Origin of the sequence: Streptomyces sp. STR69, assembly GCF_024519455.1 — a bacterium.
GTDB lineage: Bacteria > Actinomycetota > Actinomycetes > Streptomycetales > Streptomycetaceae > Streptomyces.
Window position 1 is genome coordinate 36952 of the sequence record NZ_JALJRY010000023.1, and the last position, 18762, is coordinate 55713.

Sequence of the window (18762 nt, forward strand, 5' to 3'; positions counted from 1 at the left end):
CGTGATTCCGCTTTCGTTTGCACAGCGCCGCATGTGGCTCACGCACCAGCTGGAGGGCGGGGCCGAGACCTACAACATCTCCCCGGCCTTCCGGCTGACGGGGCCGCTGGACGAGGCCGCCCTCGTCGCGGCGGTCCAGGACGTGGTCGCCCGGCACGAGACGCTGCGCACCACCTATGTGCTGGACGACAACGACGAGCCCCACCAGCGGATCCTGCCGGCGGCACAGGCCCCGGTGGAGGTGCCGGTGGTCGAGGTGGCGCCCGGCGGCCTGGACGACGCGGTCGACGCGTTCATCGCGCACCGCTTCGACCTGACGGCCGACATCCCCTTCCGGGTGCGCCTGTTCCGCTGCTCGCCCGAGGAACACCTCCTGGTCCTGCTCATCCACCACATCGCCTCCGACGGCGTCTCCGGCGGCCCCCTGGCCCGCGACCTGACCACCGCCTACACCGCCCGCCTGGCCGGCCGGGCACCCGCCTACGAGCCGCTGGCCGTGACGTACAAGGACTACGCGCTGTGGCAGCGCGAACTCCTCGGCGACGTGGCCGACCCCGGCTCGCTGGCCGCGGCGCAGGCCGACTACTGGCGCAAGGAACTGACCGGAGTGCCCCAGCCGCTCGGCCTGCCGCTGGACCGCCCGCGGCCCGCGACCCGGGACTCCAAGGGCGACTCGCTCCCCCTCGTGGTGCCGCCGCGGGTGGCGGCCGGCCTGCAGCGGCTCGCCGACGAACGCGGGATGACCATGTCCATGGTCGTGCAGGCCGCCCTCGGGGTGCTGCTGGGCAAGCTCAGCGGCGGCGAGGACGTGACCATCGGCAACCCGATCGCCGGACGGACCGACGAAGGCCTGGCCGACCTGGTCGGGCTGTTCGTCAACACCCAGGTGCTGCGCGTCGACCTCTCCGGCAACCCGTCCTTCGCCGACCTGCTCCCACAGGTGCGGGACAAGGCGCTCGGGGCCTACGAGCACCAGGACGTGCCCTTCGAGACCCTGGTCGAACTGCTCAACCCGGAGCGCTCCACCGCCTACCAGCCCCTGTTCCAGGTGATGTTCGCCTGGCAGAGCTTCGAGAAGGCCGACTTCGAACTGCCCGGACTCACCGTCGGGTTCGAGCAGTACCTCACCAACACCTCGCTGGCCGACCTGTTCTTCAGCCTGGCCCACGACGGCACGGGGGCGCTGCGCGGCGACCTCATGTACGCCACCCAGCTCTTCGACCGCGACACCGCCGAGGCCCTCGCCGACCGGTTCGTACGCGTCCTCGAACAGGTGGCCGCCCGGCCGCAGGCCCCGATCGGCTCGATCGAGGTGCTGGGCGAGGACGAGCGCGACCGGCTGGTGCGGCAGGTCAACGACACCGCCCACCCGGTCGCCGAAACCACCCTGCCCGACGCGTTCGAGGCGCAGGCCGCCCGCACCCCCGACCGCGTCGCGGTGATCGGCGAGCACGAGAGGCTGACCTACGGCGAGTTCAACGCCCGCGCCAACCGGCTCGCGCACTGGCTGATCGAGCGGGGCGCGGGCCCCGAGCAGCTGGTCGCGGTGAGGATCCCCCGCTCGGTGGACCTGCTGGTGGCGATCTACGCCGTCGTCAAGGCCGGCGCCGCCTACGTGCCGATCGACACCGAACTGCCCGCCGAACGCGTGCGGCACATCCTGGCGGGCGCCGACCCCCTGCTGCTCCTCGAGGACACCCTGCCCGACGTCTCCCGCTACCCGCAGACCGACCCCGAGCGCACGCTGTCGCCGGACAACGCCGCCTACGTCATCTTCACCTCCGGCTCCACCGGCGGCCCCAAGGGCGTACCGGTGGCACACCGGTCGATCACGAACCGGATCGAGTGGGGCCTGGCACACTTCGGCGTCACGGCCGAGGACCGGATGCTGATGAGCACCTCGGCGAGCTTCGACGCCTCCGTGCCGGAGATGTTCTCCAACCTGCAGACGGGCGCCTGCGTCGTCGTGGCCAGCGCCGAGGGACGCCGGGACGCCGCCTACCTGGCGGAGCTGATCCAGAAGGAGCGGGTGAGTGCCGCGTTCTTCGTGCCCTCCCTGCTGTCGGCGTTCGTCACCGAACCCTCCGCCCAGGACTGCACCAGCCTGCGCTGGATCGAGGTCGCCGCCGAGGCGTTCCCCGCCGCACTGGCCAACCGCTTCACCGACCTGCTCCCGGGCTGCACCGCCAACAACCTCTACGGCCCCACCGAGGCCACCGTCGAGGTCACCGGCTGGCAGCACGTGCCCGGCGCCGACCGGGTACCGATCGGCACACCGATCTGGAACAACCAGGTCTACGTCCTCGACGCGGCGCTGCGCCCGGTCGCACCCGGCGTCGCCGGTGAGCTGTACCTGGCCGGCACCTGCCTGGCCCGCGGCTACCTCGGGCAGAGCGCTCTGACCTCCGAACGGTTCGTGGCCTGCCCCTTCGGCCCCGCCGGCGCGCGCATGTACCGCAGCGGGGACCTGGTGAAGTGGAACAAGGACGGCCAGGTCGAATACCTCGGCCGCACCGACTCCCAGGTCAAGGTCCGCGGCTTCCGCATCGAACTCGGCGAGATCGACCACGTCCTGGGCGGACACCCCTCCGTCGCGCAGGCCGCGGTCGTGGTCCGCGAGGACCACAAGGGCGACCAGCGCCTCGTCGCCTACGTCGAACCCGACCCCGACGCCGCGGTCGCCGACACGGCCGCCCAGGTGGAGGAGTGGCGCCGGATCCACGACGACGCCCACGCCGGCTCCGCCGACGAGACCTGGGGCGAGGACTTCCAGCCCTGGAAGAGCGTCTACGGCGGCGAGCCGGTCCCCGTGGAAGAGCTGCGGCAGTGGCAGGACGCCGCGGCCGCCCACATCCTGCGGTACGCGCCGCGCCGGGTGCTGGAGATCGGCGTGGGCTCCGGCCTGCTGCTCGCCAGGATCGCCGGCGAGGTCGAGGAGTACTGGGGCACCGACCTCTCCGCCGACGCGATCGACCGGCTCCGCGCCCAGGCCGACCGGGAGGGCCACGGCGACCGGGTCCGCCTCACCGTCCAGGCCGCCGCCGACGTCTGCGGACTGCCCCCGGGCGGCTTCGACACCGTCGTCCTCGACTCCGTCGTCCAGTACTTCCCGAGCGCCGACCACCTCGACCAGGTGCTGACCCAGGCCCTGGACCTGCTCGCGCCCGGCGGCCGGATCGTCGTCGGCGACGTCCGCAACGCCGCCACCCAGCGGATCCTGGCGACGGCGGAGCAGCGCGCCCGGCAGCCCTACGCCTCCCACGAGGAGATCCGGGCGACGGTGGAGCAGGCGCTGCTCGCCGAGCGGGAACTGCTCGTCGCCCCCGAGTGGTTCGCCGAGTGGGCGGCGCGGCACGCCGTCGGCGCCGACATCCGGCTCAAGGCCGGGCAGGCGCACAACGCGCTGACCCGCCACCGCTACGAGGTCGTCCTGCACAAGGAGCCGGCCGACGCCCTCGACCTGACCGGTGTGCCCGCGCTGCCATGGGGCGGCGAGGTCGGCGACCTGGCCGCACTGGCCGGACGGGTGCAGCGGGCGGGCGGCCCGCTGCGGGTGAGCGGGATACCCAACGCGCGGCTCGTGGAGGAGGCCGCCGCGGCCGCCCTCGCCGGTGCCGCCGGCGAGGACGCCCCCACCGGCAGGCCGCTCGACCCCCACGACGTCACGGCCTGGGCACGCCGGCAGGGCCTGGACGCCGTGCTCACCTGGTCCGGCGAGCGGACCCACAGCTTCGACGCGGTGCTGCTGCCCGAGCGGCGGACCGTCACCGGAGGGTTCGTGCCCGGCACGGTGGCCGGCCGCGTCCGCGCCAACGCGCCCGCGCTGGCGCAGGCGATCGGCCCGCTGCTGGCCGAACTGCCCGCCTACCTGGGCGCGCGGCTGCCCGACTACATGGTCCCGGCCGCGGTGGTGCCGCTGTCGCGGCTTCCGCTGAACCCGGCGGGCAAGATCGACCGAGGGGCGCTGCCCGCGGAGCACACCATCACCGCGAGCAAGGGCGAGCCGCGCAACTCCCACGAGGAGGAGCTGTGCTCCTTCTTCGGCGAGCTGCTCAAGCTGGAGAGGGTCGGCATCGACGACGACTTCTTCGCACTCGGCGGGCACTCCCTGCTCGCCACCCGGCTCAGCGCCCGCATCCGCAAGCACTTCGGCGTCGACATGCCCCTGCGGACGATCATCCAGTACCCGACGGTGGCCGAACTCGCGGCGCTGCTGCTCATCGGCAGCATCCCCGGCGGCCACGACGACTCCTTCGACGTCGTGCTGCCGCTGAACCGGGATCCCGGCACGGGCAAGGAGCCGATGTGGTTCTTCCACGGCGGCGGCGGCCTCGGCTGGGCGTTCTTCACCTTCGCGCCCTACGTGCCGGACCGGCCGGCCTACTCCCTGCAGTCCCGAGGCTCCAACGGCAGGGACCCGATGGCGGGTTCGGTGGAGGAGATGGTCGAGGACTACCTGGACCAGATCCTCGCCGTCCAGCCGGAAGGCCCCTACTACCTGATCGGCTGGTCCTTCGGCGGCCCCATCGCGCACGCCGTCGCCGAGGCGATGGACCGGCGCGGGCTGGAGGTCGGCCTCATCGCCGTCCTGGACTCCCAGCCGGCCAACTCCGCCGCGGACAACGGCTTCCGCGAGGTCGCCGGCCGGACGAAGGAGCTCTACCGGGCCGATGTCGAGGAAGTCTTCGGCAAGTTCATGAACACCGGCAACATGGACGCCTTCCTCGACACCATGTCGCAGGTGGGCGCCAACAACCTGCAGAAGATGGGCGTCTTCGAGTCGCCGGTCTACCGCGGCGACGTGCTGTATTTCAACGCCCGGCTGGACAAGGTCGACGGAGTGACGTCGTACGGCCCCGACTGGCGGCCGCACGTCCTCGGCACCATCGAGGAGTACGACGTGGACGCCACCCACCACGACCTGCACATGCCCAAGCCCGCCGGCCAGATCATGCGGGTCGTCGCCCGCAAGCTGGCGGAGCGGTGAGCGGACAGGACGAACCGAGAAGCGAGCGAGAGGAGTTGGTCGGCGTGAGCGGACCCGGCACATCAGCGCAACAGGGAGAGCGGACCACGCTGCTGTGTGTGCCGTTCGCCGGAGCTGGCCCCTCCTTCTTCCACCCGTGGCAGGACCTGGCCGCCGGCCGCTGGCGGGTGACCTCGGTCGAACTGCCCGGCAGGGAGCGGCGGATCCTCGACGAGCCGTACCGCAACGTCGTCGAGGCGGCCAAGAACGAGATCGACGACATCGTCGCCGACCTCGGCGAGGGGAGCCGGGCGGTGCTGTTCGGGCACAGCCTGGGCGCGGTGCTCGCCTACGAGCTGGCGCACCTGCTGAGCACGCGCGGCGTGCGGGTCCAGCGGCTGGTCGTCAGCGGCTCGCCGGGGCCGTGGACGCAGCGCGAGCGGCGGGCGGCGGGCCTGCGGGGCGAGGAGTTCCTCGCCCGCGTCGAGGAGTTCGCCGGGTTCCGGCACGAGGCCCTGGACCACCCGGAGATGCGCGAGCTGATCCTGCCCACCCTGCAGGCCGACTGCGAGATGCACGAGGCCTACGTCCCCGGCACCGACGACCCGGTGTCGGTGCCGATCACCTCGCTGCGCGGCGACCACGACGGCCTGGTCAGTGCCGAGGAGGGACGGCAGTGGCGGGACGCGACCACCGCCGCGTTCAGCTACCGGGAATTCCCCGGCGACCACATGTACCTGGTCGACCAGGGCCGGGAGGTGCTGGACGTGATCGAGGCGGAGTGCGCCGGCGGCCGCTAGCGCGGTGACGGTGCGAACCGGCCGGCCGTCCGGGCCGCGGTGTGGGAGGAAGGGCGTCCGCCTCGGCGGGCGCCCTTCCCGCTTCGGATTCCGCTCCGGGCGCGGGCGCTCACGCCGTCGAGGGGGACTCCAGGGCCGTGTCAGGGGTGTGACAGGACCTTGTCAGGCCCGGCCGGAGAGTGGGGGTATGAAGAGTTCCGCGATCGCAGTCTCAGGGCTGCGCAAGGCATATGGCGACAAGGTCGTGCTCGACGGCATCGACTTCGAGGTCGCCGCGGGATCGGTCTTCTCCCTGCTCGGTCCGAACGGGGCGGGGAAGACCACTACGGTCAACGTTCTCACCACGCTGCTCACCGCCGACGCCGGCACGGCGCACGTCGCCGGGCACGACGTGGCGACCGCGACCAAGGAGGTGCGCGCCGCCATCGGCGTGACGGGCCAGTTCGCCGCGGTGGACGATCTGCTGTCGGGCCGCGAGAACCTGCAGCTGATGGCGGACCTCAAACGCGTGCGGTCCGGGGACCAGGTGGTCGCGCGGCTGCTGGAGCGGTTCGATCTGGCGGAGTCGGCGGACAAGCTCGCGTCGGCCTACTCCGGCGGTATGCGCCGCAAGCTGGACCTGGCGATGACGCTGGTCGGCAGCCCGCAGATCATCTTCCTCGACGAGCCGACGACGGGTCTGGACCCGCGCAGCCGGCGCACGCTGTGGGGGATCGTCCGCGAGCTGGTGGCCGAGGGCACCACCATCTTCCTCACGACCCAGTACCTGGAGGAGGCCGACCAGCTCGCCGACCGGATCGCGGTCCTCAACCAGGGCCGCCTGGTCGCCCAGGGCACGGCCGACGAGCTCAAGCGCCAGATCCCCGGCACCCACGTGCGGCTGCGGTTCGCCGACGTCTTCCAGCTCGACGCGGCCGCGCGGATCTTCGCCGGCTCCACGCGGGACGACGAGGAGCTGATCCTGCAGGTGCCCAGCGACGGCCGGTCGAGGTCGCTGCGGGCCCTGCTGGACCGGCTCGACGAACACACCCTCGACGCCCAGGAGTTCTCCGTGCACACCCCGGACCTCGACGACGTCTTCCTCGCCCTGACCGAGCAGACGGGCACGGACAGCGCGGACACCGCGGGCGCCGAGGCCACGAGCGAGAAGAAGAAGGAGGCGATCGCGCGATGAGCACGGTCGCGACGGCAGTCGCCGACTCGGGCATCATGTTGCGCCGCAACGTGAAGCACACCCTGCGCAACCCGACCACGGTGTTCAACGCGGTCCTGTTCCCGATCGTCATCATGCTGATGTTCGTCAAGGTGTTCGGCGGCGCGTTCAGCGTCGGTGAGCACTACATCGACTACGCGACGCCGGGCCTGCTCGTGATGGCCGTCAGCTACGGCCTCGGGGCCACCGCGACGGCCGTGAACGACGACATGACCAAGGGCATCATCAACCGGTTCAAGACCATGGACGTCTCCCGCGGGGCCATGCTCACCGGACACGTCGTCGTCACCACGGTGCGCTGCCTGGTGGCCTCCGCCGCCATCGTCGGGGTGGCCTTCGCGATGGGCTTCGACCCCGCCGCGAGCGCCCTCGACTGGCTCGGCGTGCTCGGTCTCTTCGTGCTCCTGGCCGTCGGGGCCAGCTGGCTCACCGTCGCCATGGGCCTGGCCGCGAAGACCACGGAGTCGGCCGGCCTGGCCACCGTGCCGCTGATCATGCTGCCGTTCCTCAGCAGCGCGTTCGTGCCCGCGGACACGATGGGCGCCGGCGTGAAGCAGTTCGCCCAGTACCAGCCCTTCACCCCGATCATCGAGACGCTGCGCGGGCTGCTGGCCGGCCATGTCGCCGGCGGCGACGCGTTCGCGGCCGTCGCCTGGTGCCTCGGGTTCGCCGTCGTCGGGTACGTGTGGGCGCTGTCCACGTTCAAGAAGCGGGCCTGACCTCCTCCACCGGCCGGCGCCCACCCCTGGACGGGGGCGGGGCCGGCCGTGGACAGCATCGGCTTCCGTGACGTCGAGGAGCTGATGCTCCGGCGCGCCGTCATCGTCTCCTGGCCGGGGTCTTCACCAAGACCGACGGGGGAGTGGTGCTTCGCCGTCCGGGACCGGAGACCGGCATGCCGGTCTCCGGTCGTTCGAGGGCCGAGTGCAGGACCTTCCCGAACGTCGCCCACAGCGCGTCGGCCTCGGCGGGGGGCACCACCGCCGAGGCGTGTTCCAGTTCCAGGGTGAGGCCCCCGCCCGGCGCGTCGGTCACACCGGTCCACAGGTCGTACTTGGCGGTGTCGTTGCCGTGGATGCGCACGGAGCGCACCGGCGGCGTGCAGACCGCCGTGTCCTGCATGGCCAGGACACAGGAGAACAGCGGGGTGCGGTGAGCGGAGCGCTCCGGCCGCAGCACGGTGAGGAGCTGGGGCAGGGAGACCTTGGCCCGGTCGCGTACGAAGGTGACGGCCGGCGCCACGTGCTCGGTGGCGAACCGCGCGAAGGACCGCTCCGCACCCGGACGCAGCGCCAGCGGCAGCGTGTTGACGAAGAAGCCGCACAGGCCGAGCGACCCGAAGGTGTGCCGCGCCAGGAAGGGGCTGCCCAGGACGACGGTCCGGTCGCCGGTGTGCGCGTGCAGCGCGGTGGCGTGGACGGCGGTGAAGAACTCATAGGCGGTCAGGCCGAGTGCGCGGTGGGCCGACCGGATCGCGGCGCAGGTCGCGGAGTCCGGCTCCCAGCGGATGCGCCGCGCGGTGCGGTCGCCCTCCGGCGCGCCGGCCGGCGGTGCCGCCGCCGCTGTCACGGGCGGCGCCGGCGCCGTGCCGGCCACGGACGCGGCCAGTTCGGCCGCCTGGCGTGCCGTCGCGGCGGAGCTTTCCGCCGCGGCCTGGGCCGTGTGTTCGCCGATGAGACGGGTCTCCCGCGTGGCGCGCAGCCGGTCGCCGGGCGCAGCCGGCGACGGGGCGGTGAGGCAGCGGGCGAGGTCGTCGACGAAGGGCTGGATCGAGAACCCGTCGAACACGATGTGATGGACAGCCATGACGAGCACGCAGCGGCCGTCGGGCCGGACGTGGGCGAAATGCAGCAGGGGGCCCCGCTCCAGGTCGAAGTGGCGTGCTCCGAGCCGGGCGATGGTTTCCCCGGCTTCGGCGGCGCTGCAGCGGCCGATGTCCTCGAAGGGGAGTTCGCCACCGGTGAGCGGCTCGTCGATGCGGCCCGTGCCGGTGAGCGGATCGGCGACGACCGTGCGCAGGGCGGGCTGGGCGGTGAGGACGGCGGCCAGGGCGTCCCTGATGCGGCGGGCGTCGGTCCCGGGGTCCAGCTCGACGGCGATGACGATGTTGTAGAGCTGCCGGGGACCGAGCCGGTGGGTGACCCACAGCCCTTTCTGGGACGCGGTGAGGGGCAGCGCGGGGGCGGCCGGCTCCCACACGTCCTCGGACCAGATGCTCATGCCGCGCCGCCCGGGCCGGGCTGTGCGCCGAGAAGCCCGGCGAGCCAGTGCCGCAGGTCCCTCAGCGTGCTGCGGCGGCCGATCCGGGCGAAGTCGATCTCCACGTCGGGATCGAGGGGCAGCGCGGCGACGATCTGGACCACCTGGCGGGACTCGATGCCGAGGTCGACCAGGGTGCGGCCGTCGTCGGCGGCGTCGAGGCCGCGGCCCAGATGGCGCACGAGGAGGTCGTCGAGAACGCGGACGGGGGTGGCGGGGGCCATCGGTGACGGTTCCTTTCTGCGTGAACTCTCAGCGGGACACCGCGAGCCCCGGTACCGGGGCCTGCGGGGAGGTGAGCAGGTCGAGCAGCCGCAGGCGGTCGATCTTGCCGTTGGCGTTCAGCGGCATCCGGTCGAGTTCCACGACGGACTCGGGGCACATGTAGGAGGGCAGCGACTCGGCCGCCAGCGCGGCGAGTTCGGGCCCGAGGCCGCTGTCCCCGGTGTACGCGGCCAGCAGGCTGCCGCCGCTGCGGGCGGCGAGCACCACGACGGCCTCCGTGACCCCGGGACGGGCGCGCAGCACCGCCTCGATCTCGCCGAGTTCGACGCGGAAGCCGCGGACCTTGACCTGGTGGTCGAGCCGCCCGAGATGGACCAGGGTGTCCCCGTCCCGGCGGACCCGGTCCCCGGTGCGGTACCAGAGGTCCGGGCCCGGCACGCCCTGCGGTCCGGCCGCGCGTGCGGTGCCGTCGCCCGGCAGGTCGGGCAGGTCGGTGAACCGGCCGTGGTTGTCGGCCGGGTCGAGATAGCCGGCGAAGCGCTGGGGGCCGCGCAGCAGCAGCTCCCCCTCGTCGGCCGGGGCGCCGTCGCCGTCGACGACCAGGTGTTCCAGCCCCGCATGGACGCGGCCGATGGGCACGGTGCCGTTGCAGGTGTGCGGCCAGGCCTCCCGGTCGGCGGGAAGCTCGTACGCGGCACAGGTGATGGTCACTTCCGTGGGGCCGTACAGGTTCGTGAGGGTGCTGTGCGGTGCGGCCTCCGCCCAGGCCTCGGCCTGCGGGCGGGTGAGCTGCTCGCCTGCGAAGAGGCTGTGCCGCAGGGTGGGCATGCAGCCGGGGCGCAGGGCGCGGGTGCGCCGGGCCAGGGTGATCAGCGAGGGGACCGAGAACCAGTGGGTGAGGCCGCCCTCCTCGACGTAGCGCACGGGGTTCAGAAGGGCGGCGCGGGGCGGGGGCAGGACGAGCGTCGCTCCGGCGGCCCAGGTGACGAAGAGGTCGTAGACGGAGAGGTCGAAGGTGAGGTCGAAGGTGTTGGACACCCGCGATCCCGGTCCCAGGCCCCGGGCGTGCACGGTATGGGCGAGGTGCGCGCCGACATGGGTGTTGCGGATGGGCACGCCCTTCGGCGCACCGGTGGAGCCGGACGTGAACAAAAGGTAGGCGAGCGCGTCGGCCTCGCCCGGGACCGGGGGGAGGTCCGGGGTGCCGTCCTCGCGGTCCGGGCCGGCCGCCAGGCGGAGGGTCGGTACGCCGTGGCCGGGGCCGTCCGTGTCGGTGACGACGAGGTCCGGGGCCGCGGCGGCGAGGATGCGCGCGGTGCGCCGGGCGGGGTGGGCGGGGCTGAGCGGGACGACGCAGGCTCCCAGCCGCAGGGCCCCCAGATAGGCGGCGTAGGCGTCGAGGCCGGGTGCGGCGTGGAGGGCGACGGTGGCGGGCGGGGTGCCGGTCCTGCGCAGCATGCGCCGGGCGGAGCGCTCGGCCAGGAAGCGCAGTTCGTCGTAGCCGATGGTGCGGTCGCCGCAGTCGACGGCGGCGAGGCCGGCGTGGCGGCGGCTGCTCGCGTCGAACCAGGCGTAGAGCGTCGGAGGTGTCATGGTCTCGTCCTCGGGCCGCACGCCGCCGTGAAGGCACACGTGAGAGGGATCCTGGAGGCGTCGTACTGGGCACGCCAGCGCACCCCGTTCCATGTGCCGCCGCGCTGCCCGATGCCCACCGGAACGGTCCAGGGCGCTCCGGCCAGACCGGTGCCGAGGGCCTTGACGCAGGCCTCCTGCGCGGTCCACAGCCAGGCGAACGCCGTCTCCCGGTCCCGGCCGGGCAGCGTGGACAGCCGGGCGGCGTCCCGGGGGGTGCAGCAGCGGCGGACCATCTGCGGCGACATCGGGCCCGGGACCTCGATGTCGACCCCCACCTGCCGGCCGAAGCCGACGCAGACCGCGGCCCAGCCGCCCGAGTGGGAGAAGCTGATGCCGGTGTCGGGATGCTGCGGCAGATGGGGCCGGCCGGTGTCGTGGGCGGCGATGACGGGGCCGGGCAGCCCGGGTGCCAGCACGCGGAGCAGGGCCCGCAGCAGGCTGCGTACCGCCAGGAACTCGGTCGCCCGGGTGCCGTCCAGGGTGCGGGCGGCCGCCCGGTCGGCGGGGTGGGCCGGCAGGCTGCGCAGGACCCGGTCGCAGGGGGCGGCCGCGTAGTGCACGCCCGGGGCGGCGCTGCGGTGCGTGAACCCGTTCACGGGCGGCCTCCCGCCGCCCCTGCCCGCGCGGTGAGGTGGCGCAGCACGAGGGCGCGGAGGGTGCCCGCGTCCCGGAGGCTGTCGGCGGTGAGTTCGCCGGCGGGCACCTCGATGCCGAGGGCGCTCTCGATGTGCTCCAGGATGTCGACCATCCGGAAGGAGTTGAAGCCGGGTATGCCGCTCAGCGGCCGTCCGTCGGGCAGGTCACCGGGCGGCAGGCGCAGGACGGTGGTCAGGGCCTCCCGTACGGCCAGGCCGGCGCGCCCGTCCTGCGCACCGGACCTGTCCCCGGCCGCCCGGACCGGCCCGCCGGCGCCGGCCGGTGCCGACAGGAGCAGGGCCGCGAACTCGTCGAACAGGCCGGGCGGTTCGCCCTTGCCGCGCGTCACGCGGCGTGAGGCGAGGTAGATGCGTTCGGACAGCCGCTGCCACCGCTCGGCGTGTTCGCCGGCGACCGGAGCGCCGGTGTTCAGGGCGTGCAGCCGCCAGGCCCGGACCTGCAGCCACACCTCCAGGTTGAGGTGCTCGAAGGCGGTGGGGCGGTCGGGGTGGTCGCGGTAGGCGCCGACGTAGTGGTGCACGGCCGCAGGCTCGGGCGGTGCGTCGGCGGCGGCCCCGGCCGGGTCCAGGGGGGCCGGGTCCAGGACGAACAGTTCGGCGCCCGCCTCGGCGAGCAGTTCGGTGAGGTGCGGCAGCGCGACGGTCCAGGCGCCGGGGCGTGCGCTGCCCCACGGGGTGTCGTTGTGGTAGGCGTCGAGGACGGTGGCCCGCCCGGCACCGTACTCGACCAGGAACGAGTGCTCCATGTGGCGCTGTCGGTGGTACGGCACCCAGGGCAGGTGGTAGGCGTCCGCGACGGTGTAGTACGGACCGGGGCCGGCCGGCGGGGGAGCGGCGGCGCGCGCGGAGTGCCGCCGCCCCACCCGCAGGCCCAGCCGGCGACGGGCTTCGGCGAGCCGGTCCGCCGTGGTCGCCTCGACGGTGGGCAGCAAGGCCGTCGGCCGGGTCCGGAACCCGGGCCGGACTCCGAGCCGCAGGTGGGTGCCGGGGCCGTGGTGGTGGTCGGCGAGGAGGGCGAGCCCGGTCTGCAGACAGTCCAGCGCCGCCGCGGAGGCCTCGGGCAGCGGCCCGATCCGGGACGTGCCGGCGTGCGGCGCCACCGGCCGGATTCCGTACGGGTCAGGCGCCATGCGCGGCCACCGCCCGGGTTTTGGCGCCGGAACGCTCGACGGCCCTGTCCCTGTGCTGCGACGGCCGTGCCTGCCGGGCGAAACCGACGGTCTCGGCCGCCACCTGGTGCAGGCGGTCCCGCAGCCCGGGGTCCACGGGGGTGCCGTCCGCGTCGAACGCCCCGGTCGCCGTGTTGATCGCGACGCCGAGGGGGGTGGGCCAGCCGCGCAGGGCGTGGACGACGTCACGCAGGGCGCCCAGCGTCGTCATGGCGCCCTGCCACCCCTGCCCGACGGCGATGCAGCCCACCGCACGCCCGGTGAGGTAGGGCCGGGGTTCGTCGCGGAGTTCCTCCAGGTAGTCCAGGGCGTTCTTCACCAGGCCGGAGAGCGAACCGTGGTAGGCAGGGCTGGCGAGCACGATGCCGTCGGCGGCGGCGACTTCGGACAGCAGACGGAAGACGCCGGGCGGCCGGATGCCCGCGCTCGGGTCGAACAGCGGCACGGCCAGGTCCGTGCCGGCGATCAGAGAGGTGTCGGCACCGAGCCGCCGTGCCTCGTCCAGCACACAGCGCAGGGCCTGTTCGGCAGTGGATCCGGGCCGGGGCGAGCCACCGAGGCCGACGATCCTCGGCCGGTGCTGGGCGGACGTCATGGCTTCTCCTCGTGGTCGTGGCCGGGCTCTCCGCGGAGCCGCACGGGCCGGTGGCGGTCCCGCCGGGGCAGCGGGGCCACCTGGACCCGGTCGTCCAGGACGGCGCCGATGGCCTGGACTCCCGCGCTCAGGGCAGGGACGCCGGTGAAGCAGGGCACGCCCTGACGGGCGGCGGCGGCGCGTACGGCGGCGGCTTCTTCCCCGTCGTCCGCCGGGCCGGGGGCGCTGAGCACCAGATCGAGCTGGCCCGCGCGCAGCAGCCGTACGACGGGGGCTTCCGGGTGCGCGGGCCCGGGCGGGACCGTGGCGGGCACGCCTGCCCGGCGCAGCGCGACGAACGTGTCGCCGCCGGCGAACAGTTCGAAGCCGTAGGCGGTGAGCCTGCGGGCGGGCAGGATCAGGGACCGCAGCTCCCGGCCGGTGGCGCAGAGGTAGGCCCGGCCCTTGGTGGGCAGCGAACCGTACCGGCCGATGAGGTACTTGGCGTAGGCGGCCCCGAACTCGGGCCCGGCCGCCGTCAGTGCGCCGCCGTACCGGCCGCCGTCGCCGGGGGCCCGTAGGAACACCCGCGCGTCGGCAGCCGCGGACGCCGGCGGTCTCCCCGCGGGCAGCAGCCCCTCGGCGCGCAGGGCCCTCAGGCCGGCCCCCATCGCGATACGGGCTCCGGCCTGCGCCAGGGGCACGCCGGTGGCCGCCGTGGTGAACGCGGCGGTGTGCGCGGTGCCGGGGACGACCTCCCTGACGTACAGCACCTCACCCGCCGACGCGAGGCGCACGTGCAGCGCGCCGCGCACGCCCAGCGCCCGCGCGGCCCGCTCGGCCGCCTCGGCCAGCCGGGCGACACCGCCGCGGCCCAGGGAGACCGGGGGCGACACGCACACGGGGGCATCGCCGTGGTCGCCGTCGAGATACTCGAACACGCCCGCCAGGACCAGTTCCCGGCCGTCGTACAGGGCGTCCACGCCCAGTTCGACACAGGCCTGCAGGGCGTGCTCGACGAGGACCGGCCCGCCCGGGAGGTGCCCGCGCAACAGGTGTGCGAGGGCGGTCGGGTCCGCGACCGTGCTCCGCGTCGCGCCGCCGGGCCGGTGCGGGCGGGTGACGGCGGCGGGGTAGCCGAGTTCACCGGCGGCGGCCAGGGCCTCGGCCCGGGATGTGACGGTACGCCGGGCCGCCGTGCGCAGTCCGGAACCGGCCAGGGCCCGGTCGAGTGCGCCCGGGTCGGTGACCGGCCGGGCCGTAGCGGCGGACAGGTCGCTCAACGGGGCGTCGGCGTCGTGGAGTTCGCGTGCCAGGGCCGCCGCCGCCGGGCCGCCGAACTGGCCGAGTACCGCGGCGACGGTACCCGCCCGGCGTTCGGCCGCCACCGCCTCCAGGACGGTTTCGGCGCTCAGCGGCTCCAGGTAGCCGCGGTCGAAGGCGTCCCGGGCGGCGGACAGCGTCCGCGGGTCGGAGGCGAGGAGCACGGGCGCGAAGCCGGCCGCGCGCAGCGCGAGGGCGGCCTGGCGGCAGGAGTGGTCCGGGCCCTCGCCCGCCCAGGTGCCCGGGCCCAGCACCAGCACCGCATCGCGGCCGTCGCCGGTGACCTGGAGCCGTCCGCCGGTGTACACCGGGGTGTGGGCCGCGTGGGCCGCCGGATGACCGGGGTGCAGGCCGATCGTCTGCCGTACCCCGCGCACCCTCTGCTCCGGTACGCCGCTCAGGGCGGCGATCCGGCGGTCGCCGAAGCCCTGCCGCTTGGCCCGCAGCAGGTGGTGCCGGGCGAGCGGGCGGGCATGGCGCAGGGCCGTGGCGGTGCGGTGCAGGGCGGACAGTTCGCTCAGGAACCAGGGATGGATCCCGGTGACCCGGGCGATGGCGGCCGGCTCGGCTCCGCAGTCCAGAGCCCGTACGACCGTGGTGATCCGGTCGGGGGCCGGGACGCGCAGCGCGGCCAGGAGGGCGGCCGGGTCCTCGGCGGTCTCGGACCACGGCGGTTCGCCGCCGGCCCGAACCGCGAGTTCCAGCGCCTTGTTGAAGGCGTCGCGGAAGCCGGCTCCCCTGGCGGTGACGGTCCCGGTGTCCCGGCCGGGGTGCGGCACGGTCACCGTGACCAGGTCCGGACCCGCCGGCGGCAGGCCGAGTTCGGCCACGGTCTCGCCGACGGCGAGGCGTGCGACCGGGCCGCCGAGCGGCAGCCCGTCGGCCGTGGCCGCGCGCCGCACGCTCCACGGTTCGCCGGGCCGCGGCTCGACCAGGGCCACGCGCCGCCCGTCGGGGCTGAGCGCGATCCGCACGCTCAGCGCGCCGGCACCGCAGTCGGCGACAGCACCGCAGTCGGCGTCGGCCGGCCGGGGGCGCGCCACGGTGCGCGCGAGGTCGGTCAGACGGCGGAGCTGCGGGGTCGTCGGGGTCTGCGGCGGGGACACCGTGAACCGGGCGCCCGCGCCCGCCGCGTCGACCTGTTCGGCGGCGCACAGGACGCGGGTGCCGCCGGACCGGTCGCGCAGCACCTGCACGTCGAACTCCCGCCACCCCGCCCCGGCGTGCTCCCGGCCCGCCCCTGCCTGGGGGCCGCCCGTGGTGCGGCCCGCGGTGGCGTGGGCCGCGCCGATGAACTCGACGTCGTACTTCTCGCGCACCCCCGCCGAGCACAGGGCCCCCATCACGGTGCGCGCGGCGGCCCCGCCCAGGTCGGCGAGGATCGCGTCCGGCCGTTCGCGGGCGATGACCTGCTCCACGAACCAGGGCGTGAGCGGTTCGGCGTACGTGGTGTGGGCGGCGTCGACGGCGGCGAGCACCGCCGGGCCGGAGCCCAGCAGGACGGTGCGCAGCCCCTGCCGCGTCAGGGTCCGGCAGGCCTCGGCCGCACCGGCCGCGAGGTCGTCCTCGCTCCCGGCGAGGACGAGGACGGACGTCAGGTCAGCGCGCCGAGGCATAGGGGCGGTCCACGTGGGGGGCGATGATCCGGTGGAAGCGTTCCTCGTCCACGTTCCCTCCCGACAGCACGACGCCGACGCGCCGGCCGGCCGGGTCCGGGCGCCGGGCGAGGACCGCGGCCAGGGCGCAGGCCCCGCTCGGTTCCACGACGAGGCGGCCGTGCCGCCACAGCTCGCCCATGCCCGCGGCGATCTCGTCGTCGTCGACGGTGACGACCGTGTCCAGCAGACAGCGGTTGACCTCGAAGGTGAACCGGCCCGGGCTCTGGTGGCGCAGTCCGTCGGCCAGCGTGTCCGGGGTGGGCACGGACACCCGGTGCCCGGCGCGCAGCGACCGCGCGGTGTCGTCGCCGTCGCGCGGCTCGACGCCGATGACCTCGATGTCCGGGTACAGCGTCTTGGCCACGGTGGCGCAGCCCGCCGCCAGCCCGCCGCCGCCGACGGGGACGACGAGCCGGTCCAGGGGGCCGGTCGTGGCGAACAGTTCGAGGGCGAGCGTGCCGTGACCGGCGGCCACCACCGGGTCGTCGGAGGACGGCAGGATCTGCAGGCCCTCCTCGGCGGCGATGCAGGCGGTCAGGGCGTCACGGTCGTCCCGCACCGGGTCGTAGAGGACGACCCGGGCGCCTTCCCGGCGCACCGCCTCGATCTTCGCGGCCGGGGCGTCGGCGGGCAGGACGAGGACGGCGGGTACGGCGAGGCCGCGGGCGAGTGTCGCCACGGCCCGGCCGTGATTGCCGGAGGACGCCGCGACGACGCCCTTGCGCAGCGTGTCGGGCGGCAGGGTCAGCAGCTTGTTCAGGGCGCCGCGGATCTTGAACGCCCCGGTGATCTGGTGGAGTTCGGCCTTCAGGAAGATCTGCGCGCCGAGTTCCGTGTCGAGTTCGGGCAGCGTGAGCACGGGGGTGCGGACCACCCGTCCGCCGATCCGCTCGGCGGCTTGGTACACGTCATTGATCTGCATGGTCGTGTCCCTGAGGGGTGAGACGGCCGGGCGAACCGCTGTCCGCCACGGTGGCGCGGACGGGGGTCGCCCAGACCGGTGCGGGCCCGCGCAGCAGCAGGAGGGGCAGCGCACCGGCCGTGGCGACCCCGGCGGCCACGGCCCACCATGCCCAGGTGTGGTGCAGCAGGGCGGTGCCGAGCAGCACGGGGCCGACCAGGTCCTGGCCCACCCGGCCGAGGTTGTAGAAGGTGAGGTAGCGGCCGCGTGCCTGCGGCGGAGAGAGGGAGAAGGACAGCGGGGTGCTGGCGATGTGCAGGCACTCGCCCGCCGAGTGGGCCAGGACCGCGAGGAGCAGCAGCGCGGTGGCCCCGAGGGCGCTCGTGGCCGCTCCGGAGGCCGCGTACACCAGACAGGCCACGCCGATCGCCGCACCGCTGAGCGCCGACGCGCGGGTGGCCGCCCGGTAGCTGGAGAAGCGGCGGTTCACCGGGATCTGGGCCAGCATGGCCAGGACTCCGTTGAGCGCGAGGAGGGTGGTCAGCATCCAGCGGGGCGCGTCGGTGTGCGAGGTGATCCACAGGGGCAGCACCAGCGTCAGGATGGTGTTGTGGGTCAGCAGTGCCGCGTTGACGGCCGTGATCAGCAGGTAGGCGGGGGAGCGCAGGGGGGAGCGGACACCGGCCGCGGCGGTCCGCTCGGCGGTCTTCGGGCCGGTACCGGTGGCCGCCTCGGCGCTCGCCCGCATCCGCACGAGCAGGGTCGCGGCGGCGATGAAGGAGGCCGCGTTGGCCAGGATGCACGCCTGGTACAGGGACGGCGAGTCCAGCATGACCGGCAGCGTCGCGGCCATCGAGCCCAGCACGATGGCGGCGTTGCGCACGGAGAACACCGTGCCGAGGATGGTCGCCCGGTCCTTCTCGCCGAACAGGGCGCCCATCAGGCTCTGGTTGATGGCGGGGCTGGCCCGGTCGGCCGTGGAGACCAGACAGGTGAGCAGGACGAACGCCCAGTACGGCTTGGCCAGCAGGTACAGGCTGTAGCCGGCGGCGCGGACGAGGAAGAGCAGCATCAGCGCCCGGTGGGCGCCCATCCGGTCGGCCAGGCGCCCGATCTGGGGGCTGATCAGCAGGGCGCAGACGCTGCCCGCCGAGATGCCGAGGCCGACCGAGGTGACGGAGAAGTCCCGTACCAGGGTGAAGAACAGGATGGACGTGGCGCTGTACAGGCCCGTCCCGAAGGAGTCGACACCGGCGGTCAGCAGCAGCAGCCGGGTCTCCCGCCGGCCCAGCATCAGGGTGTCCGCCAGCGTGCGCAGCCGGGAGGCCACGCCGCCGGGGGGCGGTCGGTTCGGCACGGTGTGCTCTCCTTCGCGGTGGTGGA

At 74.3% G+C, this 18762-nt stretch carries 13 protein-coding genes; 4 read left to right on the forward strand and 9 right to left on the reverse strand.

Annotated features, from left to right (window positions below):
* The first annotated feature begins 1 nt into the window (after position 1).
* The 4 genes from OC490_RS35105 to OC490_RS35120 all read left to right on the forward strand — a co-directional run bounded on the left by OC490_RS35105 (position 2) and on the right by OC490_RS35120 (position 7698).
* Positions 2-4987, forward strand: a complete 4986-nt coding sequence (locus tag OC490_RS35105; protein WP_262062075.1) for a non-ribosomal peptide synthetase — start codon at positions 2-4, stop codon at positions 4985-4987.
* Positions 4988-5031: 44 nt separating this feature from the next.
* Entirely contained in the window at positions 5032-5766 is a 735-nt protein-coding gene (locus OC490_RS35110; protein WP_262062076.1) for a thioesterase II family protein, read from the forward strand.
* 187 nt (positions 5767-5953) lie between these two features.
* A complete protein-coding gene (locus tag OC490_RS35115; RefSeq protein WP_262062077.1) occupies positions 5954-6940 on the forward strand; it encodes an ATP-binding cassette domain-containing protein in 987 nt (328 codons plus the stop codon).
* Positions 6937-7698: an ABC transporter permease gene (locus tag OC490_RS35120; protein ID WP_262062078.1), complete on the forward strand. Its 762-nt coding sequence runs from the start codon at positions 6937-6939 to the stop codon at positions 7696-7698. Before OC490_RS35115 ends, OC490_RS35120 begins: the two co-directional genes overlap by 4 nt.
* A gap of 100 nt (positions 7699-7798) precedes the next feature.
* Here the strand turns inward: OC490_RS35120 and OC490_RS35125 are convergent, their stop codons facing one another.
* Genes OC490_RS35125 through OC490_RS35165 form a run of 9 tightly spaced genes read right to left on the reverse strand, consistent with a single transcriptional unit; the run spans position 7799 to position 18736 of the window.
* Positions 7799-9199 (reverse strand): condensation domain-containing protein, encoded by a 1401-nt coding sequence (locus tag OC490_RS35125; RefSeq protein WP_262062079.1) that lies wholly within the window; start codon positions 9197-9199, stop codon positions 7799-7801.
* Positions 9196-9462 carry a hypothetical protein gene (locus tag OC490_RS35130; RefSeq protein ID WP_262062080.1) on the reverse strand — a complete coding sequence of 89 codons (267 nt, stop codon included), beginning with the start codon at positions 9460-9462 and terminating at the stop codon, positions 9196-9198. The genes OC490_RS35125 and OC490_RS35130 overlap by 4 nt, the downstream gene beginning before the upstream one ends.
* Positions 9463-9490: 28 nt before the next feature.
* Entirely contained in the window at positions 9491-11056 is a 1566-nt protein-coding gene (locus OC490_RS35135; RefSeq protein ID WP_262062081.1) for an AMP-binding protein, read from the reverse strand.
* The gene (locus tag OC490_RS35140; RefSeq protein ID WP_262062082.1) at positions 11053-11694 is read right to left on the reverse strand and encodes a 4'-phosphopantetheinyl transferase family protein; all 642 of its coding nucleotides are present in this window, start codon (positions 11692-11694) and stop codon (positions 11053-11055) included. Before OC490_RS35140 ends, OC490_RS35135 begins: the two co-directional genes overlap by 4 nt.
* Complete coding sequence (locus OC490_RS35145) at positions 11691-12884, reverse strand: acyl carrier protein (protein WP_262062083.1); 1194 nt, start codon at positions 12882-12884, stop codon at positions 11691-11693. Before OC490_RS35145 ends, OC490_RS35140 begins: the two co-directional genes overlap by 4 nt.
* Positions 12874-13518, reverse strand: coding sequence for an NADPH-dependent FMN reductase (locus OC490_RS35150; RefSeq protein WP_262062084.1), 645 nt, complete (start codon positions 13516-13518; stop codon positions 12874-12876). The genes OC490_RS35145 and OC490_RS35150 overlap by 11 nt, the downstream gene beginning before the upstream one ends.
* Complete coding sequence (locus OC490_RS35155) at positions 13515-16436, reverse strand: hypothetical protein (RefSeq protein WP_262062085.1); 2922 nt, start codon at positions 16434-16436, stop codon at positions 13515-13517. Before OC490_RS35155 ends, OC490_RS35150 begins: the two co-directional genes overlap by 4 nt.
* Positions 16420-17400 carry a threonine/serine dehydratase gene (locus OC490_RS35160; RefSeq protein WP_262062086.1) on the reverse strand — a complete coding sequence of 327 codons (981 nt, stop codon included), beginning with the start codon at positions 17398-17400 and terminating at the stop codon, positions 16420-16422. Before OC490_RS35160 ends, OC490_RS35155 begins: the two co-directional genes overlap by 17 nt.
* Complete coding sequence (locus OC490_RS35165) at positions 17387-18736, reverse strand: MFS transporter (protein ID WP_262062087.1); 1350 nt, start codon at positions 18734-18736, stop codon at positions 17387-17389. Before OC490_RS35165 ends, OC490_RS35160 begins: the two co-directional genes overlap by 14 nt.
* Positions 18737-18762 lie beyond the last annotated feature (26 nt).

Coding starts and splice junctions, on each gene's coding strand:
- OC490_RS35115 (WP_262062077.1), top strand. CDS start 5,954: ATGAAGAGTTCCGCGATCGCAGTCTCAGGGCTGCGCAAGGCATATGGC.
- OC490_RS35120 (WP_262062078.1), top strand. CDS start 6,937: ATGAGCACGGTCGCGACGGCAGTCGCCGACTCGGGCATCATGTTGCGC.
- OC490_RS35125 (WP_262062079.1), bottom strand. CDS start 9,199: ATGAGCATCTGGTCCGAGGACGTGTGGGAGCCGGCCGCCCCCGCGCTG.
- OC490_RS35130 (WP_262062080.1), bottom strand. CDS start 9,462: ATGGCCCCCGCCACCCCCGTCCGCGTTCTCGACGACCTCCTCGTGCGC.
- OC490_RS35135 (WP_262062081.1), bottom strand. CDS start 11,056: ATGACACCTCCGACGCTCTACGCCTGGTTCGACGCGAGCAGCCGCCGC.
- OC490_RS35145 (WP_262062083.1), bottom strand. CDS start 12,884: ATGGCGCCTGACCCGTACGGAATCCGGCCGGTGGCGCCGCACGCCGGC.
- OC490_RS35150 (WP_262062084.1), bottom strand. CDS start 13,518: ATGACGTCCGCCCAGCACCGGCCGAGGATCGTCGGCCTCGGTGGCTCG.
- OC490_RS35155 (WP_262062085.1), bottom strand. CDS start 16,436: ATGCCTCGGCGCGCTGACCTGACGTCCGTCCTCGTCCTCGCCGGGAGC.
- OC490_RS35160 (WP_262062086.1), bottom strand. CDS start 17,400: ATGCAGATCAATGACGTGTACCAAGCCGCCGAGCGGATCGGCGGACGG.